Below are 18,223 nucleotides of genomic sequence, written 5' to 3' on the forward strand. Positions count from 1 at the left end.
TATCTGTCTTAGTATGTGAAACTTTCTACTTTTCAGTCTGGTATTATTTTGAACGGTTGGCAAGTTCCTTCATTTCTCTGGCATTTTCCAGCACTGCGTCTGTGATCAGCGCACCGCCAAGGATTCTTGCCAGTTCTTGTGTGATCTCTTCGTCCTCCAAACGCCGGATCTGTGTTTTTGTCGTATTTCCAAAAGCATTTTTTTCAATCACAAAATGTTCATCAGCCATGGCTGCGATCTGGGCCAGATGTGTGATACAGATGACCTGACGATCTTTGGCGATCATTCCCATTTTTTCCGATACTTTTTGCGCTGTGCGCCCGCTGATGCCGGTATCGATTTCATCAAATAGCAGTGTATCTACCTCGTCCTTATCAGCCAATACACTTTTGATGACGAGCATGATTCTGGAAAGTTCACCGCCTGAGGCAATATCCTTGAGCGGCCGCACAGGTTCTCCCGGATTCATGGATACCAGAAATTCTGCTTCGTCCATTCCATCTTTAGAATACTGTAATTTCTCTTTGAGACGGATGTCAAATTTTACATCCAGGAAATTCAGCTCCTTCAGTCCGGCTTTGATCTGTTTTGACAAGGAAACAGCCGCATCCTGTCTTTTGGCACGTAGTTTCAGGCTTACCGCTTTTAAAGAACTTTCCATATCGGCTATCTGTGTCTTCAGTTTCTCCATGTAGGTTTCATAATCGCACAGTTGTTCCATCCTCTTTTCCTTTTCCTGCATATAAGAGAGAATCTCATCTATGGAATTGCCGTATTTCATTTTCAGTCTGTTGATTTCATTTAAACGCTCCTCTGTCTCGCAAAAATCCTGCTCGGAAAATTCAAATGATTTTTGATACTGAGCCAAATCTCTGTTGAAATCATTGAGGAGAGCGTCTACATTGACAAGCTCCTCGTAAAGGCTCTGGGCCATGGGTTCATAGGATGAGATTTCCTGCATACAGCGGATTGCCCTGCTGATCAGTGCACTGGCGCTTAGCTCCATCTGTCCGGTATACTGGTAGACCTCATCCAGAGTTTCGCAGATTTTCTTTCCACCAAGCATCCGCCTGTAAGCCTCCTCCAGCGTACCATCCTCGCCCTGCTTTAAATTTGCTTCACGGATTTGCTGGATTTCAAACGCCAGAAAATCCTGCTCTTTTCTCCTCTCCTGCTCATCCATAGAAAGGTCCGCTAATTTTCTAAGTGCAGACTGATATTCCAAAAATTGCTTTTCTACTTCCAGCTTTAATATTTCCGTTTTTTCTTTTGCAAATTCATCCAATATTTTCAAATGATTTTTTTCATACAGAAGAGACTGATGTTCATGCTGCCCATGAATGTCTATCAGGATTTCTGCCGCTTTTTTTACGGTCTGCAGCGATACAGTCTCCCCATTGATCCTGCTGACGCTGCGCCCATCCATCAGTTTTCTGGAAAGGATGACCTCCCCTTCCTCAGGGAAAATGTCCAGACCTTTCAACCTCTCTTTCTGCCGTATGTCGTTCACAGAAAAGGTGAGCTCAACAAGGCCGAACCTGGCGCCTTCACGGATCATGTCTTTAGAAAATCTTCCTCCCAAAGCCAGGTTGACGGATCCTAAAATAATGGATTTTCCAGCTCCTGTCTCTCCGGTCAGAATATTGAGACCTTCCCCAAACTCTATCTCGACCTCTTCAATCAACGCAAGATTTTTTACATGTAAATTTCGCAACATTTTTCTCGACCTCTTGGCACATCAAACTTGTTTTGTCTATGCTACAATTTTTCTGACCTTTCCCATCACCTTCAATGTGTCGTCCACACTTCGGATGGCACACATGATCGTATCATCCCCTGCAATACACCCGACTACTTCATGCCATTTCATGGCATCAATGGCAGCTGCAACTGCCATCGCCATCCCGGAGACGGTTTTTATGACAAGAATATTCTGTGCCATGTCCATGGAAAGATATCCGTCCTTGAGAACGCGAATATATTTTTCGTTCATAGACTGGTCTGTAGTGTGTAAAAGCGCATAGCGCTGGCGCCCGTTTTCCGCAGGTATCTTTGTCAGTTTCATATCCCGTATATCTCTGGACACGGTTGCCTGGGTCACACAGAATCCTTCTTTATTGAGGCGCTCAGCCAGTTCTTCCTGTGTCTCTATTTCATACTTTCCAATCAATTCCACGATTTTTGAATGACGATTCAGTTTCATACTCAGTTTCCTTTCATTTTTTTGCCCAATATTTCCAAGAATCCCGCTTTACTAAGTTTTATCAGAGTCGTCGTCTCCCTTGCTCTTCTTATGTCAAACGACTCTCCGGTATAAAGTTTTTGAATACACTCCCCGTCAAATGCAATCTCCGCTGCTTCTGTATGGATGCCATGGCTTTTCCCAAGCTCTATCTCGATCGTATCCTTAGGGTCCAAAATAATGCTGCGCGAATTCAGAGAATGAGGACAGATCGGTGTGATCACGATCAGCTCTGCAGTTGGCTCCACTACCGGTCCACCTGCTGACAGATTGTAAGCTGTGGAGCCCGTAGGCGTAGAGACAATGATTCCGTCCGCCTGATAGGAATTCAAGTAAGTACCATTTACATAAATATGAAAATTTACTATGCGGATAGGGCCGCTTCTGCTCACCACGATATCATTGAGCGCATTTTCCTTCTGTCCTCCTTTGAAAAGTCCTTCCAACATCATGCGAGGCTCCAGACAATAGTTTCCGTCGATGATCTGATCAATCGCATCCTCAATATCTCCAAGCTCCACCTCTGTCAGATACCCCAACGTCCCCATATTGACTCCGAGGAGAGGAATTTTTCTTCCGAATAAGTCCCTTGCCGCGCGGATAAGTGTTCCGTCTCCGCCGATCACGATCGCCATGTCCACTTTTTTGGGTATCGTGTCCGGAACAATTCTGCCCTCTTTATCATTAATACAGAGTACAGACTTTTTCCCCCTGCTCTGAAGATAATTTTGTATTCTGGATGTCACCTTCATATAGGGGTCTTTGCTTACGTTTGTTATGATATAAAATTTTTCCATCATCTTTTCTGCCCATCCTATCCTGCCAAAGCTCCAAATGCCTCCTCAACTGTCTTTTTCGCCACATCAAGAATAGTTTCCCTGTCTGTTTCCGGCGCCTTCTCCTCTTTCTTTAAATAGACAAGGTATTCGATGTTTCCTTCCGGCCCCTTGATTGGCGAAAACGTAAGGCCCAAAATAGAGAATCCAATAGAATGCGCGTACTCCAGTATTTTGTCTATCACTTCCACATGAGTACTCTTTTCACGCACCACACCTTTTTTTCCTACCTTTTCCCTTCCGGCTTCAAACTGGGGTTTGATAAGCGCCACGATCCTTCCGTCCTCTTTGAGGTAATCTTTGATCGGTGAAAGCACCTTTGTAAGTGAGATAAATGATACATCGATAGAAGAAAAGTCTATCGCTTCTCCAAGGTCTTCCGGCACCACATAGCGTATATTTGTCTTCTCCATACAGACAACTCTTTCATCCTGCCTTAATTTCCAGTCAAGCTGTCCCCTCCCCACATCAATAGCATATACTTTTTTTGCTCCGTTTTGAAGCATGCAGTCTGTAAACCCCCCTGTGGAGGAGCCTACATCTGTACAGACCTTATCTTTTAAATCCAGATGAAACTCAAAAACCGCTTTCTCTAGTTTCAGCCCTCCCCGGCTGACATATGGCAGTGTGTTTCCCTTTATCTCAATCTCCACTTCCTCGGGGAAAGTACTTCCCGCCTTATCCTCCCGCTGTCCTTCCACAAATACATTTCCGGACATAATGATAGCCTTTGCTTTCTCTCTTGATTCTGCCATATTCCTCTTTACAAGCAGTACATCCAATCGTTCTTTCATTCGTCTCCCTCTATTCCAATATAAGCCATAATGATTTTTCTTGTAACGGATTCTTCGTCCAGCCCGCTCTCCTTGCGAAGCACTTGCACATTCCCGTGCTCGATGTACGCATCCGGTACTGCGATCGAAAGAAGGCTTGTATTTGCCTCAGTTGCATTCAGCCACGCAGCGACATGTTCGCCAAATCCACCGTTCTTTACATTTTCTTCTACAGTGACAAGTAACCTATGGTCTTTTGCAGCCTTCTGTAACATCTCCTCGTCCAAAGGTTTTACAAATCTTGCATTCACCAATGAACAGTTGTATCCAATTTCTTTTAGTTTCTCCCTGACATTTGCACAGGTCTCAAACATATGCCCGACCGAAATGAGCACGATATCCTCTTCCTCATAAATCCATTCGCTTTTCCCGTATATGACCGGAGAGGAAAATTCCTTGTATCCGTCATAGGCCTCTCCTCTTGGATAACGAATCGCACATGGACTGTCCAATTTCAGGGCAAACCGCACCATGTCTGCCAGTTCAGTCCCATTTTTCGGGGACATGACCGTCATGTTCGGTATCATGGACAAAAAGGAAAGATCAAAGATTCCCTGGTGTGTCTCTCCGTCGCTCCCCACAAGACCTGCCCTGTCCACAGCAAAAAGTACTGGAAGATTCTGAAGACAGACATCATGGATCAGCTGGTCGAATCCTCTCTGCAAGAATGATGAGTAAACCGCAAAAACCGGTTTCATTCCCCCGGCCGCAAGTCCTGCACAGAAAGTAACCGCATGCCCCTCTGCAATACCAACATCAAAAAAGCGTTTAGGATATCTTCTCCGAAACGAGGCAAGACCGGTACCGTCTGCCATGGCTGCTGTGACTGCCGCGATGCGCTTATCTTTTGCCGCCTCGTCGTAGAGCACTTTTCCAAAAATGTCTGTGTAAGACGGTTTATCTTTCTTTTCCAGAACTTTTCCGGTCCGAATGTCAAATGGCCCTGTTCCATGGTACCTGGAAGGTGCTTTTTCCGCAGGGCGGTATCCTTTTCCTTTCTTTGTCAACACATGCACAAGAACGGCTTGGTTCATCTTCTTTGCCTCCTGAAAGGCTCTGCACAAAGCCTTGACATCATGTCCATCCACAGGCCCAAGATAGGTAATTCCCATGTCCTCAAAAAACATCCCTGGCACAAACAGCTGTTTGATACTGTTTTTTGTCTTTTTGATCTGGTGCACCATACGCCGTCCGGCTACCGGAACTTTATTCAGAGCATGTTCGACCTCCCGCTTTAACCCTGTGTAAGCGTTAGCTGTGCGAAGTCCGTCCAGATACTTTGACATTCCGCCCACATTTTCAGAGATGGACATCCGGTTGTCGTTCAGGACGATGATAAAATTACTGTCAAGCTGAGAGGCGTTGTTTAGCGCCTCATAGGCCATCCCCCCGGTGAGTGCGCCGTCTCCGATAATGGATATCACATAATTTTCCTCATCTAAAAGTTCTCTGGCCTTCACATACCCGATCCCTGCGGAGATGGATGTGGAACTGTGTCCCGTATCAAAAGCATCGCAGTCGCTCTCCTTTCTTTTAGGGAATCCGCTCATTCCCCCATAAGTCCGCAGTTTCTCAAATCCATCTTTCCTTCCGGTCAAAATTTTATGTGTGTAGGACTGATGTCCCACATCCCAGATCATCCTATCCTGCGGAAGACAAAACATCAGATGAAGCGCCATGGTAAGTTCTACGACACCCAGATTGGACGCCAGATGTCCCCCTGTCCTGCTGATATTTTCTATGAGAAAATGCCGGATTTCCTTCGCAAGAATCGGAAGCTGTTTTCTGTCCAGTTTTTTTATATCATTTTCTTTTTGAATTTTTTCCAGAACCATCACAGCACCCCTCTTTATTTTTCCCGGTGTACAAGTTCCAGAAGAAGCCAGGTAAGATAGCTACACTCCCGACCTGTTTCATCCAGAATCTGCATTGCCTGTGCGGTGAGCTCCTCCACTTCTTGCTCTGCCTTATTAAGCCCGTATAATGCCACGTACGTACATTTTTCATTTTTTTCATCACTGTGCACCGGTTTCCCAAGAATTTCGTCTGTACTGGTCACATCGAGGATGTCATCCTGAATCTGGAAAGCCAGTCCTACTTTGGATGCAACTTCTTCTACTTTTTTCACCTCTTCATCCGATGCATCTGCCAGAACCGCGCCGATCATCATAGAGGCTTCTATGAGCGCTCCGGTCTTCAGCTCATAGATAAATGAGAGTGTATCCTGTCCGATCCGTTTTCCTTCAGAGCAGACATCCACAACCTGTCCGCCGATCATTCCGAAAATTCCAGCTTTCCCGGCCAAGATCTTAAGTGCCTTTCCAATCTGCACACTTTTGCCCGGAGCCATATCAAAGGCTTTCATTGCAGTCTCAAACGCATAATTTAAAAGCGCATCCCCCGCAAGGATCCCAAGCGCCTCCCCATACACGATATGGGTAGTTTTTCTCCCTCTCCTGTAATCGTCATCATCCATGGCCGGCAGATCATCATGCACAAGAGAGTAGGTGTGGATCATCTCAATTGCCGCCATAAAAGGGCGTATCACATATGTTTCACCGCCAAACATCCGGAAGGTCTCCCACATCAACATGGGGCGAATCCGTTTTCCGCCTGCCATCAGACTGTACTCCATTGCCTCCATGATAACCTTCTGATGACCTTTTTGCGCTGGAAGGTACTCTCTTAAAACCTCTTCTATCTTCTCTATTTTTTCTTTTCTCTCTATTTCAAAATTCATGTTTCTCACCATTTTCATCCAGAATCAGAATCTTTTTTTCTACTGCATCTATTTTTTCATTGCACACTTTGAGCATCTCCATCCCCTTGTTGTACAGTATAAACGTTTCTTCCAAAGAGGTGTCCTGCTCTTCCATCTGTTTTAAAAGGCCGTCCATCCCTTCAAACAGTTCTTCCACGGACTGTTCTTTTAAGTTTAAGTCCTTTTCTTCCATCCGTCCTCTCCTTTCTGTGTCTCCTCCACCTTTGCACGGAGCCTGCCGTCTGACACATAGATTGAAAGCTTGTCTCCAGGCTGAACGTTTGTCACACTTGTGATTTTTCTTCCATCCTCCCCGGACACATAGGCGTATCCCTGGCTTAATTTGTGCAGAGGGGAAACTCCCTTCATCCTCTCTGCGCAGATGGCAAGTTTTTGCCTTACAGCGACAATCCTGCTGTCCATCAGACGCCGAAACATTTCTTCTGCATCCGCAGCCTGCTGTCTTTGCTCACGGATTTTCTGCTGCGGATGGAGCACCTTTAATTTCCACTTTAATGTCTCGATGCGGGAATGCGCTTCATCCAGTTTTCTGCGCATGTAAAGCCTTGCCTTTGTCTCAAACTCCTTCATACGCAACTTTGCATCCTCATAAGAGAAAACCGCCAGCTCTGCGGCTGCCGATGGTGTCGGTGCGCGCAGATCCGCCACGTAATCTGCAATTGTTGTGTCGGTCTCATGTCCTACCGCGGAGATGACCGGAACCTGGCATTCAAAGATTGCTCTCGCAACCATCTCCTCATTGAATGCCCACAGATCTTCCAGGGAACCTCCGCCTCGTCCCACGATCATCACATCCACTTTTTCTGATTCCAGCATCCGGATCCCCTTCGCAATGCTGGCCGCTGCCTGCTCCCCCTGCACAAGCGCTGGATAGAGAATGATCTGGACATATGGATTTCTGCGCCCTGCAATATGGATAATATCCCGGATAGCTGCTCCTGTAGGCGCTGTCACCACCCCAATACGCTTTGCATACCTCGGAATGGGCTGTTTATACTCAGGGGAAAACATTCCCATCTCTTCCAGCTCTTTTTTGAGAAACAAAAAGCGTTCGTAGAGTTCACCGGCTCCATCCTGACGGATTTCCCGGGCATACATCTGATATCTGCCATCCCGCTCGTAGACACTGACTGCCCCAAATACAACGACCTGCATCCCGTCTGTCAATCGAAATGCAAGTCCGTTTCTGTTTCCGGCAAACATCACACAGGCAATGCTCCCCGACTCATCTTTCAGGGAGAAGTATATGTGTCCGGATGTATGATATTTACAGTTGGACACCTCCCCTTTCAGATAGATCTTTGAGAGCATAAAATCCTGTGTAAACATATTTTTAATGTAAGCATTCACCTGCTTTACTGTATATACATTCTGCATCTTTTTGTCCTACTCTACAAACTTGGCAAGTACTCCATTGACAAATGCCCCTGCTTCCTCTGCGCTGAATTTCTTCGCAAGTTCCACAGCCTCATTGATCGCAACGCTTGTCGGCACTTCCTCGTCCCATTTAATTTCGTAGACTGCAAGCCTAAGGATCGTCAGATCCACTTTGTTCATACGGCTCGTCTTCCATCTTGTGGCATGAGAATTGATCTGCTCATCGAGTTCGTCCAGTTTCTCGGCAGCTGCCCTGTACTTCTTTTCTATATATTCCCTGTCAGAATCGGAAATTCCTTCCATTTTCCCGAAATACAATTCCAATTGCTCCTGCATATCCTGCGGATTGTTAAATTCTCTGCAAAACAGCAGTTTAAATATATGTTCTCTTAATTCTGTTCTTCCCATTCCTGATTCCTTTCGATTTTTCTCTTTCTGTTTTTCTGTTTTGGGATAAACGTACCCTATTTTTCTACACAGTGCGTGCATCCTCCCGGAGTTTTTTGTAATTATAGAAAAGAGAGACCCTTTTCTATATCACAAAAAAATAAGAGGTACGCATAGATACCTCTTATTATACTACATCTTGTTTCATCCTGGCAAGCCGGAAACAACATTTATTCTTCCGGCGGCATATCCACACCGGATATCTTCAAGTTGACGTCTGCCACAGTAAGTCCGGTCATATTCTCAATGGCTGTTTTCACTTTATCCTGGACTTTTGCGGACACATCCATAATACTGTATCCGTACTTCAGATTCAATGCCAATGTCACGGTAACAACTCCATCCAGAACATCGACTTTCACTCCTTTTGACAAAGTCTTCATGCCAAATCTGCTGATAAGCTCTCTTGTAGCATTACCTGCCATCGAAGCCACTCCCTCAACCTCCATGGCAGCAAGACCTGCAATGATGGCCACCACCTCATCAGCAATCTTGACCTCTCCCAGTTTTTCATCGCTTTGTATCGTATAAGTGTTTCGCTCCTCTTTTCCCATTTTCAAAACCTCCTGTCTGGTCTGCATCTCTTTTTATTATAGCAAAATACATTGCAAAAGCAAAGGGAAATGTTTGTATCTAGGAGCGGCCAAACTCGGAAAGGATCAACCCTTCGTTTCTCTCTTCCGTCATGCGGATACTCCAGCTGTTTACAAACAAAAGCAGCGGGCGCCCTTTCAAATCTTTGATTTTCTTCATATCGGACGTACCAGTCAGCCTGTCAAGATCAAGGTCCGTATTTTCAATCCAGCGGATATATTCATATGGCAAAGATTCCAGTATAATGTCCACATTGTATTCATTTTTCAGACGGTACTTCAAAACGTCAAACTGAAGGACACCTACCACACCAACTATGATTTCCTCCATTCCGGTATTGTATTCCTGAAAAATCTGAATGGCTCCTTCCTGGGCTATCTGGTTGATCCCCTTGACGAACTGTTTTCTTTTCATGGTATCTACCTGACGCACTCTTGCAAAATGCTCCGGCGCAAATGTCGGAATGCCTTCATAGGAAAATTTTTCCGGAGAATTCGTCAGCGTGTCTCCGATGGAGAAAATACCAGGATCAAAGATACCAATAATATCCCCTCCATACGCCTTGTCGATCATTTTCCTCTCGCTGGCCATCATCTGCTGCGGCTGGGAAAGGCGTACTTTTTTTCCCCCCTGTACATGATACACTTCCATCCCTGCATCAAACTCTCCGGAACAGATCCGCATGAAGGCAATCCTGTCTCTGTGGGCTTTGTTCATATTAGCCTGAATCTTGAATACAAAGGCAGAAAATTCTTTCTCCTCCATAGGGTCTATAAGACCTGCATTTGATTTTCTTGGAAGAGGAGATGTTGTCATGGAAAGAAAATGTTCCAGGAATGTCTGTACACCAAAGTTTGTCAGCGCGGAGCCAAAAAACACCGGCGAAAGTTTGCCCTGGCTGACCAACTCCTGGTCAAATTCTGCACTTGCACCGTCCAGCAGCTCAATCTCCTCCAAAAGATGCTCTTTTTGTCCTGGGTCTAAAAGCTCATCCACAGCTTTGTCATGCACAGAAACTTTTTTCACTTCTCCGATAGAGGTTCCCTTCCTTGTGTCGGAAAACAGCTCAATTTCTTCGTTTGCCCGATCAAACACTCCTTTGAACGCTTTTCCCGAACCAATGGGCCAGTTTACCGGACAGGTCGCGATTCCGAGCTCTTTTTCAATGTCATCCAGCAACTCAAAAGTGTCTCTTGCCTCCCTGTCCATTTTATTGATAAAAGTAAAGATCGGAATATGGCGCATCACACATACTTTAAAAAGTTTTCGTGTCTGCGCCTCCACACCTTTGCTCGCATCGATGACCATCACCGCGGAATCCGCTGCCATCAACGTTCGGTATGTATCTTCCGAGAAATCCTGATGCCCAGGCGTATCTAAAATATTGATACAATATCCTTCATAGTGAAACTGAAGAACCGAGGAGGTGACAGAAATTCCTCTCTCCTTTTCTATTTCCATCCAGTCCGACACCGCATGTTTTGCAGTAGCCTTTCCTTTGACAGATCCGGCCTGGTTGATTGCCCCTCCATACAATAGAAATTTCTCCGTCAACGTAGTCTTTCCCGCATCCGGGTGAGAAATGATGGCAAAGGTCCTTCTTTTTTTTATCTCATTTGTAATCTCTGACATAACAATTCTCCTATCTTTATCAGGCTTTCGCCTGTTCCTTTTCTTAACGCATCTTACATAGTCTACCACAACTCCTCATTTGACTCAATCAAATTTCTTCTATTTTTTCTCCTGTGTTTCCTCCCCTGTTTTTTCCTGCGTATTGTCTCCTGTGTTCTGCTGAGTTTCTCCTTCGCCCCCCTGCTCTGTTCCTGTCTTATCGCTTCTTATCGGAGTGATAACGATATTTTCCGGAGCAATTCCCGCTTTCCGGCTGATGATATCCTCAATCTGGGCCCGGTTTGCTTCGTTTAGTTCTTCACTGTTGACCACAACATCCGCAGAATCCTCTGTCAGGCTCACCACTGCTTCAGAAAAACCTTTTGACTTCAAAAGTGTCTCAACCGTGGTCTCCTTCTCCGCCAAATCTGTCATGGTGATCATCTGATTAATGGCGTCTTGCTTTTGCTCTTCCGTCACATTGGTGTCATTGATGATTCCCATCAGTGTCTCCTTGTTTTTGGAACGTGTCTGTTCTCTTGCCACCTTTGCTTCCGCCACAATACTGTCTGCCTGTGCATTTGTGAGAACCGCCTCGCCAGGTGTTCCCTCAACCTCTGCATCCTGGCTTTCAATATCCCCGGAATCCGCTGCCGTATCCTCCTCAGAAATATCGAGCAGCTCCTGGTTTGCCAGCTCTGAGCTTGCCTCTTTTGTGTCTTGTTTTTCCGGGAAAATCTTGCCGGAATAATTCAGATACCCTGCAACTGCAATCATCAGTGCCAGTGTTGTGACAATCACCTGATTTTTCTTAAATAATCGTTTCATCTGTTCTCCTCCTGCTTTGTTTGATTCATTTTCATTATCCTAATTTTATGCGTGTCTACATCAAATAATGCCTGCACAGCTTCGGTAATGCGTTCCACCACCACAGGATCATCCCCATGCTCACACACAATTAGAACCCCCTGAACAGAGCCGTCATCCTCCCCATAGAAAGAAGTTTCCTCTGACTTGGAAAGCATGACTTCCAGCTCTCCCACACCCTCTATTTTCTGAAGTGTCTGTTTGAGTCTGCCTTCCACATTTTCCGATGCCGCGGCATCTTCCATCACCCCTCCTCCCTTTCCGCCCTGCGGAATCGCGATAACAAGGAGCAAAATACCGCAAAGCAGCAACAAAATCAGATTATTTTTCTTCTGCAGGAACATCTTCCATTTCGGCATCCTTTTTCTCCTCCTCTTCCTCCATCAGGCGTTCCTCCATAAATTCAGAGGCTTTTTTGATTTCCTCCTGCACCTGATTTTTCTCTTCCTCACGAAAATAACGCTCCACATCCCCCTCCATATCCAATATTTTTAAAACCGGCATGGCCAGCAAAATCACTAAAATCAGTCCGGAAAAAAAGCGAATATATTTTTTGTATTCCTCTCTTGGCAGCACCCAGAAAAAAGCAGTGGCCAGGATTAAATAAAACGCAATATTTTTTATCCACTCATACAAATACGCAAACATAACCCCTCCATTTCCAACCTTAAGAAGTCGTGGCCGCAATGATTGCAATAGACAGAAGAAATAAAATCCCTGTTGTAAATACAATGCGCATCATCATCTGACAGCCCTTTGCCATCCCGCTGATACATCCTACGATCCGCCCGTCTGACACCGGCTGTACAAGCGCCGCGATCAGACGGTAGGCAAAAGCATAACAGGCAATCTCCAAAAGCGGGAACAAAAAGATTCCCATACACACCACTGCTCCTCCCACTCCGATCCCATTTTTTATAAGAACTGCCGTGCCAACGAGCACGCTCCCCGCCCCACCGAGCACATCCCCCACACCTGGTATAATCTGGATGGTCTTTGTCAGTGCATTACGTTTTACCGAATCCACTGCAGGGTGTAAAAGCCCCTGAATAATGTTCAGGCCGATAACCCCTGCCAGCAAAGACTTTAAAATCCAAGATATGAGCATTTCAATAAGCTCTCCAAATTTAGAAAGATATTCTTCAGGAGATAAAAAATTTAAAATCTGAACCATTACCCACACATGGATAAGCGGAAGAAGAAAATTTAAAATCAAAAGTTCGATCAAAAAGATCAAGATCAGAATTAGACTGTAGAAGGAAAGCGCACTTCCAACCCCCTTTGCCATCCCGACTGCTATCATGTATACCGGGCCAAGCACTTTCATAAAATCGAGGAGAATCGAAATCCTTTCCCCTGCCATGTCTGTCAGTGTCCCAAAAGCATTCAGACATATCATGATCATCAGTAGATACAAGACATAAAAACTGATGTCCGAAACCTGCCTGTTTTTGAATATGCTGGAAAAATTGCTGAACACCGCTGCAATGAAAGCAATGAGAAAAATATGTATCATCCCCGCCTTCTGGCTTTGAAACTGATAAAAAAACTGTTCTTTTAAAAATCCTCCTGCGGTTTCCAGCCCCTTGCCGATATCTCCTGAAAAGATTTCCTTTATCAGCACTTCAAAACTTACCTTTCTTCCCGGGAAAATCTCCTCCATCATCCGGTTGATTTCATCGGTATCCATCTGCCCCATCAATTCCTGCGCACTCTCTTCTATCTTTTCCTCCTCACCTGCATATGCCTGAAACATAATTGCGCTCCAGAATAAAATTAAAAGGAGTAACCATGCCAGTTTCTTTTTCATATCCATCCATCCTTTTCTTTATTTCAGCGCAAAAACTGTTCAATCGTTTCCAAAAGAGCAAGAAGAATCGGCATACTAAGAGCCAGAATGGCAAGCTTACTGAACACACCTATCTGACCTGCAATGGTCTGATAACCCGCATCTTTACAAATATCGGATGCAAATTCGGCTATATATGTAATTCCAAGCATTTTGAGCATTAGACCAATATAGGCATTGTCGATGGAAATGTAAGTTGAAATCCTTCTCACTGTGTCCACGATCAGTTCCAGTTTTCCGGATATTCCAAAAAAAATGAAAATGCTGACAACGATCCCCAAAATAACGCCGTATTCTGTTTTTGACTGTTTCAGCTGCAGTGCCAGCAGGGTGCCGAAAATGCCGATCATTCCTATTTTGATTACGTCCATACCCCGCATTCTCCTCCGTTCAAATTGAAAACAGTTTTCTGACATTCTCGAACAGTTCATAAATATATGGAATAATCCAAAGGAGCACAAGAATCAGCCCCGCAAGGCTTGTCAGAAATGCCTGCTCTTCTCTCCCGCTGTGTTTTAAGACTTGGCTGATAACAGATACTAAAATTCCGACTGCGGCAATCTTAAAAATTAAATTGATACTCATTTGTCCCCTCCCCTACAACAGCAATACCACCGCAAAGATTCCTCCCATCAGCCCAAGACTTCTGAATATACGGTTTTTCTGCCCCATTTCTTTTTTTCCGTCTTCCACCTTCCATTCCAGCCTCTCTATGTACAGCTCAAGCACCTTTACAAGCTCTTCTCTGTCCATCCCTGCCATCTCCATCCCAAGCCCTTCCAAAGTCTCCAAATCTTTTTTCTGCCATCCATGTGTTCCCAAGTACTGGTAGAGACTGTCCTTCCAGATTTCCATAAACCCGCCCTCATTTCTCTCCTTTGCTCTATGCTCCAGCGCAAGCATCCACGTTTTATACGGATCTTCAAATCGTTTTGAGACATTCCCAAAAACCTCAAAAAGCGGCATTCCGGAATAGAGGATTTCCTGGCGTATAACAAGAAAAATCCTTTTCATAGTACTAAGCCTGTCCAGCCTCTCATAGAGTTCTCTCCCCATCAGACAGCCAAGCCAAGTGGAGGCAGCAATAACGAGTACGCTCCCCGCTGTTTTTAGATACATAATTCCATTCTCTCCTGTTTTGAAAATAAAAGTTTTTTATCTCTGCCGTATATCTTTTCCACCCTCCCCGCATGGCTGGGGCCAGCAAGAAGGACGTACCGTTCAAACCGTTTCTCTTCAATCAGTTTTCTAAGGTATGGTTTTTCCTCCACCTCTTTCAGCGAAGTACCATGTACTGTGGCAACCATTTTACAACCACAATGCATGGCATACTCTACAGCATGGATATCTTCTTCCATTCCGAGTTCATCTACCGCCAGCACTCTAGGAGCCATGGAGCGTACAAGCATCATCATCCCCTCTGCCTTCATACACCCATCCAAAACATCGGTACGGATGCCAAGGTGATTTTGTTCCCGACCAAGATACATCCCGGCAATCTCGGATCGCTCGTCCACAACTCCGACTGTACATCCTTTGACATACTGGTTTCCGTCCGAAATCTGCCGTATCATGTCTCTCAATACGGTTGTTTTTCCTCCGCCGGGCGGTGCGATCAGCAGTGTGTGCATCATCTGTCTCTCAGATGTGACATACGGGAAAATATCGTCCGCACATCCTCTCACTTCATGGGCAATCCGGATATTGACGGAGGAGATATATTTCATATTTTTTACTCTTCCCCCTTCCACGATGACTTTACCGCTCAATCCGATCCTGTGCCCTCCTTCTACAGTAAGAAAGCCTTGACGCATTTCATTTTCGTACGCATACCTGGAATAGTGACTGATATAATCCAGTATCTCCCTTAAGTCGTTTTCGTCCGCCCGGTATGGCATTCCCTTATCCAAAAGTGTCCTCTCAGCACCGTTTTCCATATATACGACCGGTTTCCCATTTCTCACCCGTATCTCCTGTGCATGTTCAAAATCAATCTGACTTCTGCACAGTTCCCTCATATTGGCAGGTAGAAACGCCATAATTTGTGATTGTTTTGTTGTTTTTCTCTCTAACATTTTGTCCACCTCTTTACACAATGTATATGTGGATGGAAGAGATTTATGATTTTTGAGCGCAAAAAAACAGAGCAACTGTGAAATCTTTGAAATTCACAGTTGCTCTGTTTTTTATTCAGTCATTTATACCGGGTAACTCCCGTTCTCTGTATCAGCTTCTTTTTGGTCAATGCCTGTCTGCTGTGCTTCTCTGTATTTAAAGAAGTCTGTTGCAACCTGCGGGAACAACGCATAGGACAATACGTCTTCATCCTGCTGTTTCCACTGTGACATTTCGCTTTCCAGAGTTTCCATCTCATCCGGAATCAAATCTGCTGGACGGCATGTGATCTGCTCTTCATCGCCGATACATTTCTTTACCACTTCCGGGTTGAATGGTTTTACAGTCGCACCGTATTTTCCGCGGAGAATATCCTTTGTTTCCTTTGTCACCATTTTATAGCGTTCACCCATCAGCACGTTAAACACTGCCTGTGTCCCGACAATCTGGGAAGACGGTGTTACAAGCGGTGGCTCTCCAAGATCTTTTCTAACTCTTGGCACTTCCTCAAGCACATCGTAGAATTTGTCTTCTGCTCCCTGCTCCTTTAACTGGGATGTCAGGTTTGAAAGCATTCCTCCAGGTACCTGGTACAAAAGTGTCTTAATGTTTACGCCCATATTCTTTGGATTCAAAAGGCCGGAATCCAAAGCCTCATCGCGGATCGGGCGGAAGTAATCTGCAATCTCTGCAAGTTTATTCTGATCCAGACCTGTATCATAAGGAGTCCCCTTAAACGTCTCAACCATAACCTCTGTGGCAGGCTGGCTTGTACCAAGCGCAAACGGAGAAATCGCTGTATCAATGATATCCACACCTGCTTCCACTGCTTTCATGTATGTCATGGATGCCACACCAGATGTGTAATGTGTATGCAGATCGATCGGAAGCTTTGTCGCATCTTTCATTGCACTGATCAGCTCGGTTGCTTTATATGGAAGAAGAAGTCCTGCCATATCTTTGATACAAATAGATTTCGCTCCCATATCCTCTACACGTTTTGCCATGTCCACCCAGTAATCCAAAGTGTAAGCATCCCCCAAAGTGTAGGACAGGGCTACCTGCGCCTCTGCTTTTTCATGGTTTGCAGCATCCACTGCTGTCTGAAGGTTTCTAAGGTCATTGAGACAGTCAAAAATACGGATGATATCGATTCCATTTGCAACAGATTTCTGCACAAAATAGCGAACAACGTCATCGCCGTATGGACGGTATCCCAAAATATTCTGTCCTCGGAAAAGCATTTGCAGTTTTGTCTTCTTAAATCCATCGCGGAATTTTCGAAGTCTCTCCCACGGATCCTCTTTCAGGAAACGTAAAGATGCGTCAAATGTAGCTCCGCCCCAGCATTCCACAGCATGGTATCCGACCTCGTCCATCTTGCTCACGATCGGAAGCATCTGCTCTGTTGTCATCCTCGTCGCGATCAAAGACTGATGCGCGTCCCTTAGAATTGTCTCTGTAATTTTAATTGGTTTCTTTTCTATAGCCATATTCTATGTCCTCCTTACATTACCCCAAAGATTGCCATAAATGTTCCGGCAACAACAGCTGTACCGATAACACCTGCAACATTTGGTCCCATCGCATGCATCAGCAGGAAGTTTGTAGGGTCTGCTTCCGCACCAACTTTCTGAGAAACTCGGGCCGCCATAGGGACCGCAGACACTCCTGCTGATCCAATCAGCGGATTTACCTTTCCGTGTGTTGCCACACACATGATCTTTCCAAGAACTACTCCTCCCGCTGTACCAAACGCAAATGCAATCAGTCCAAGGAAGACGATTTTAAGCGTATCCATATTCAAAAACGCCTCTGCACTTGTCGTAGCTCCTACGGAGGTACCCAGCAAAATAACAACAATATACATCATCGCATTGGATGCAGTCTCTGTCAGCTGTCTTACAACGCCGCTTTCCTTGAAAAGGTTACCAAGCATCAACATACCAACCAGCGGAGCCGTTGTCGGAAGGATCATGCAGACAACAACCGTTACGATGATAGGAAAAAGAATTCTCTCCAATTTTGAAACCGGTCTTAACTGCTCCATCTTGATCTTACGCTCTTTCTCAGTTGTGAGAAGTTTCATAATCGGCGGCTGGATGATCGGGACAAGAGACATATAAGAGTATGCCGCAACTGCGATCGGTCCTAAAATCGCTGTCTGCTGCAGTTTTCCTGCCAGGAAGATGGAGGTAGGGCCGTCTGCTCCACCGATAATAGAAATTGCTGCCGCAGCTTTGTCAGAGAATCCCATCGCCATGGCCCCAAGATAAGCTGCGAAAATACCGAACTGTGCAGCTGCTCCCATAAGGAAACTTTTAGGATTGGCAATCAAAGGACCAAAGTCCGTCATAGCTCCGACTCCCATAAAAATAAGTGATGGCAATATTGACCATTCATCCAGTTTAAAGAAATAATACAGCAGACCACCTGTTCCGTTGCTTGCATCCTCGGCCGCAAGCATGATATCCGGATAAATATTAACGAGCAGCATACCAAACGCGATCGGAACGAGCAGCAAAGGCTCAAATCCATGTCTGATTGCCAAATATAGGAACACACATGCAATCGCAATCATCAGATAATTGCCCCATGTGAGGTTGAAGAATGCGGTTTGATGCACGAGGTTTCCTAATGTATTTAAAATATATTCCATGTTTTAACCTC

21 protein-coding genes are annotated in these 18,223 nt (G+C 45.2%); all 21 read right to left on the reverse strand.

What is annotated here, in order from left to right; translation table 11 throughout:
• Positions 1 to 43 precede the first annotated feature (43 nt).
• The gene (recN, locus tag B5F18_RS00295) at positions 44 to 1,717 is read right to left on the reverse strand and encodes a DNA repair protein RecN (protein WP_087155670.1); all 1,674 of its coding nucleotides are present in this window, start codon (positions 1,715 to 1,717) and stop codon (positions 44 to 46) included.
• A 36-nt stretch (positions 1,718 to 1,753) separates the two neighbouring features.
• Positions 1,754 to 2,203, reverse strand: a complete 450-nt coding sequence (argR, locus tag B5F18_RS00300; protein ID WP_087155671.1) for an arginine repressor — start codon at positions 2,201 to 2,203, stop codon at positions 1,754 to 1,756.
• Positions 2,204 to 2,205: 2 nt separating this feature from the next.
• A complete protein-coding gene (locus B5F18_RS00305; protein ID WP_087155827.1) occupies positions 2,206 to 3,039 on the reverse strand; it encodes an NAD(+)/NADH kinase in 834 nt (277 codons plus the stop codon).
• 17 nt (positions 3,040 to 3,056) lie between these two features.
• Positions 3,057 to 3,872, reverse strand: coding sequence for a TlyA family RNA methyltransferase (locus tag B5F18_RS00310; protein ID WP_087155672.1), 816 nt, complete (start codon positions 3,870 to 3,872; stop codon positions 3,057 to 3,059).
• The gene (gene dxs, locus B5F18_RS00315) at positions 3,869 to 5,746 is read right to left on the reverse strand and encodes a 1-deoxy-D-xylulose-5-phosphate synthase (RefSeq protein WP_087155673.1); all 1,878 of its coding nucleotides are present in this window, start codon (positions 5,744 to 5,746) and stop codon (positions 3,869 to 3,871) included. Before dxs ends, B5F18_RS00310 begins: the two co-directional genes overlap by 4 nt.
• A gap of 14 nt (positions 5,747 to 5,760) precedes the next feature.
• A complete protein-coding gene (locus tag B5F18_RS00320) occupies positions 5,761 to 6,651 on the reverse strand; it encodes a polyprenyl synthetase family protein (RefSeq protein ID WP_087155674.1) in 891 nt (296 codons plus the stop codon).
• On the reverse strand, positions 6,641 to 6,865 hold the full coding sequence (xseB, locus tag B5F18_RS00325; protein WP_087155675.1) for an exodeoxyribonuclease VII small subunit: 225 nt from the start codon (positions 6,863 to 6,865) through the stop codon (positions 6,641 to 6,643). Before xseB ends, B5F18_RS00320 begins: the two co-directional genes overlap by 11 nt.
• Positions 6,847 to 8,070: an exodeoxyribonuclease VII large subunit gene (xseA, locus tag B5F18_RS00330; RefSeq protein ID WP_087155676.1), complete on the reverse strand. Its 1,224-nt coding sequence runs from the start codon at positions 8,068 to 8,070 to the stop codon at positions 6,847 to 6,849. The genes xseB and xseA overlap by 19 nt, the downstream gene beginning before the upstream one ends.
• A 9-nt stretch (positions 8,071 to 8,079) precedes the next feature.
• The gene (gene nusB / locus B5F18_RS00335; RefSeq protein WP_087155828.1) at positions 8,080 to 8,478 is read right to left on the reverse strand and encodes a transcription antitermination factor NusB; all 399 of its coding nucleotides are present in this window, start codon (positions 8,476 to 8,478) and stop codon (positions 8,080 to 8,082) included.
• Positions 8,479 to 8,687: 209 nt separating this feature from the next.
• Positions 8,688 to 9,071 (reverse strand): Asp23/Gls24 family envelope stress response protein, encoded by a 384-nt coding sequence (locus B5F18_RS00340; protein WP_087155677.1) that lies wholly within the window; start codon positions 9,069 to 9,071, stop codon positions 8,688 to 8,690.
• Positions 9,072 to 9,150: 79 nt separating this feature from the next.
• Entirely contained in the window at positions 9,151 to 10,743 is a 1,593-nt protein-coding gene (locus B5F18_RS00345; RefSeq protein WP_087155678.1) for a peptide chain release factor 3, read from the reverse strand.
• 99 nt (positions 10,744 to 10,842) lie between these two features.
• Positions 10,843 to 11,550, reverse strand: a complete 708-nt coding sequence (locus tag B5F18_RS00350; protein WP_087155679.1) for a SpoIIIAH-like family protein — start codon at positions 11,548 to 11,550, stop codon at positions 10,843 to 10,845.
• Entirely contained in the window at positions 11,547 to 11,948 is a 402-nt protein-coding gene (locus tag B5F18_RS00355; RefSeq protein WP_087155680.1) for a hypothetical protein, read from the reverse strand. The genes B5F18_RS00350 and B5F18_RS00355 overlap by 4 nt, the downstream gene beginning before the upstream one ends.
• Complete coding sequence (locus B5F18_RS00360; RefSeq protein WP_087155681.1) at positions 11,911 to 12,237, reverse strand: stage III sporulation protein AF; 327 nt, start codon at positions 12,235 to 12,237, stop codon at positions 11,911 to 11,913. The genes B5F18_RS00355 and B5F18_RS00360 overlap by 38 nt, the downstream gene beginning before the upstream one ends.
• 19 nt (positions 12,238 to 12,256) lie before the next feature.
• Positions 12,257 to 13,399 (reverse strand): stage III sporulation protein AE, encoded by a 1,143-nt coding sequence (locus B5F18_RS00365; protein ID WP_087155682.1) that lies wholly within the window; start codon positions 13,397 to 13,399, stop codon positions 12,257 to 12,259.
• Positions 13,400 to 13,422: 23 nt separating this feature from the next.
• Positions 13,423 to 13,809, reverse strand: a complete 387-nt coding sequence (locus B5F18_RS00370; RefSeq protein ID WP_087155683.1) for a SpoIIIAC/SpoIIIAD family protein — start codon at positions 13,807 to 13,809, stop codon at positions 13,423 to 13,425.
• A gap of 19 nt (positions 13,810 to 13,828) precedes the next feature.
• Positions 13,829 to 14,023 (reverse strand): stage III sporulation protein AC, encoded by a 195-nt coding sequence (spoIIIAC, locus tag B5F18_RS00375; protein ID WP_087155684.1) that lies wholly within the window; start codon positions 14,021 to 14,023, stop codon positions 13,829 to 13,831.
• Between the two features lie 12 nt (positions 14,024 to 14,035).
• On the reverse strand, positions 14,036 to 14,557 hold the full coding sequence (locus tag B5F18_RS00380) for a stage III sporulation protein AB (RefSeq protein WP_087155685.1): 522 nt from the start codon (positions 14,555 to 14,557) through the stop codon (positions 14,036 to 14,038).
• A complete protein-coding gene (gene spoIIIAA, locus B5F18_RS00385) occupies positions 14,548 to 15,513 on the reverse strand; it encodes a stage III sporulation protein AA (protein WP_087155686.1) in 966 nt (321 codons plus the stop codon). The genes B5F18_RS00380 and spoIIIAA overlap by 10 nt, the downstream gene beginning before the upstream one ends.
• Positions 15,514 to 15,636: 123 nt before the next feature.
• Positions 15,637 to 17,046 carry an oxaloacetate decarboxylase subunit alpha gene (locus B5F18_RS00390; RefSeq protein ID WP_087155687.1) on the reverse strand — a complete coding sequence of 470 codons (1,410 nt, stop codon included), beginning with the start codon at positions 17,044 to 17,046 and terminating at the stop codon, positions 15,637 to 15,639.
• Between the two features lie 14 nt (positions 17,047 to 17,060).
• Positions 17,061 to 18,212, reverse strand: coding sequence for a sodium ion-translocating decarboxylase subunit beta (locus B5F18_RS00395; protein WP_087155688.1), 1,152 nt, complete (start codon positions 18,210 to 18,212; stop codon positions 17,061 to 17,063).
• Between the last annotated feature and the right edge of the window lie 11 nt (positions 18,213 to 18,223).

It is taken from the genome of Lachnoclostridium sp. An181, assembly GCF_002160325.1.
In the GTDB taxonomy this organism is placed as follows: domain Bacteria; phylum Bacillota; class Clostridia; order Lachnospirales; family Lachnospiraceae; genus An181.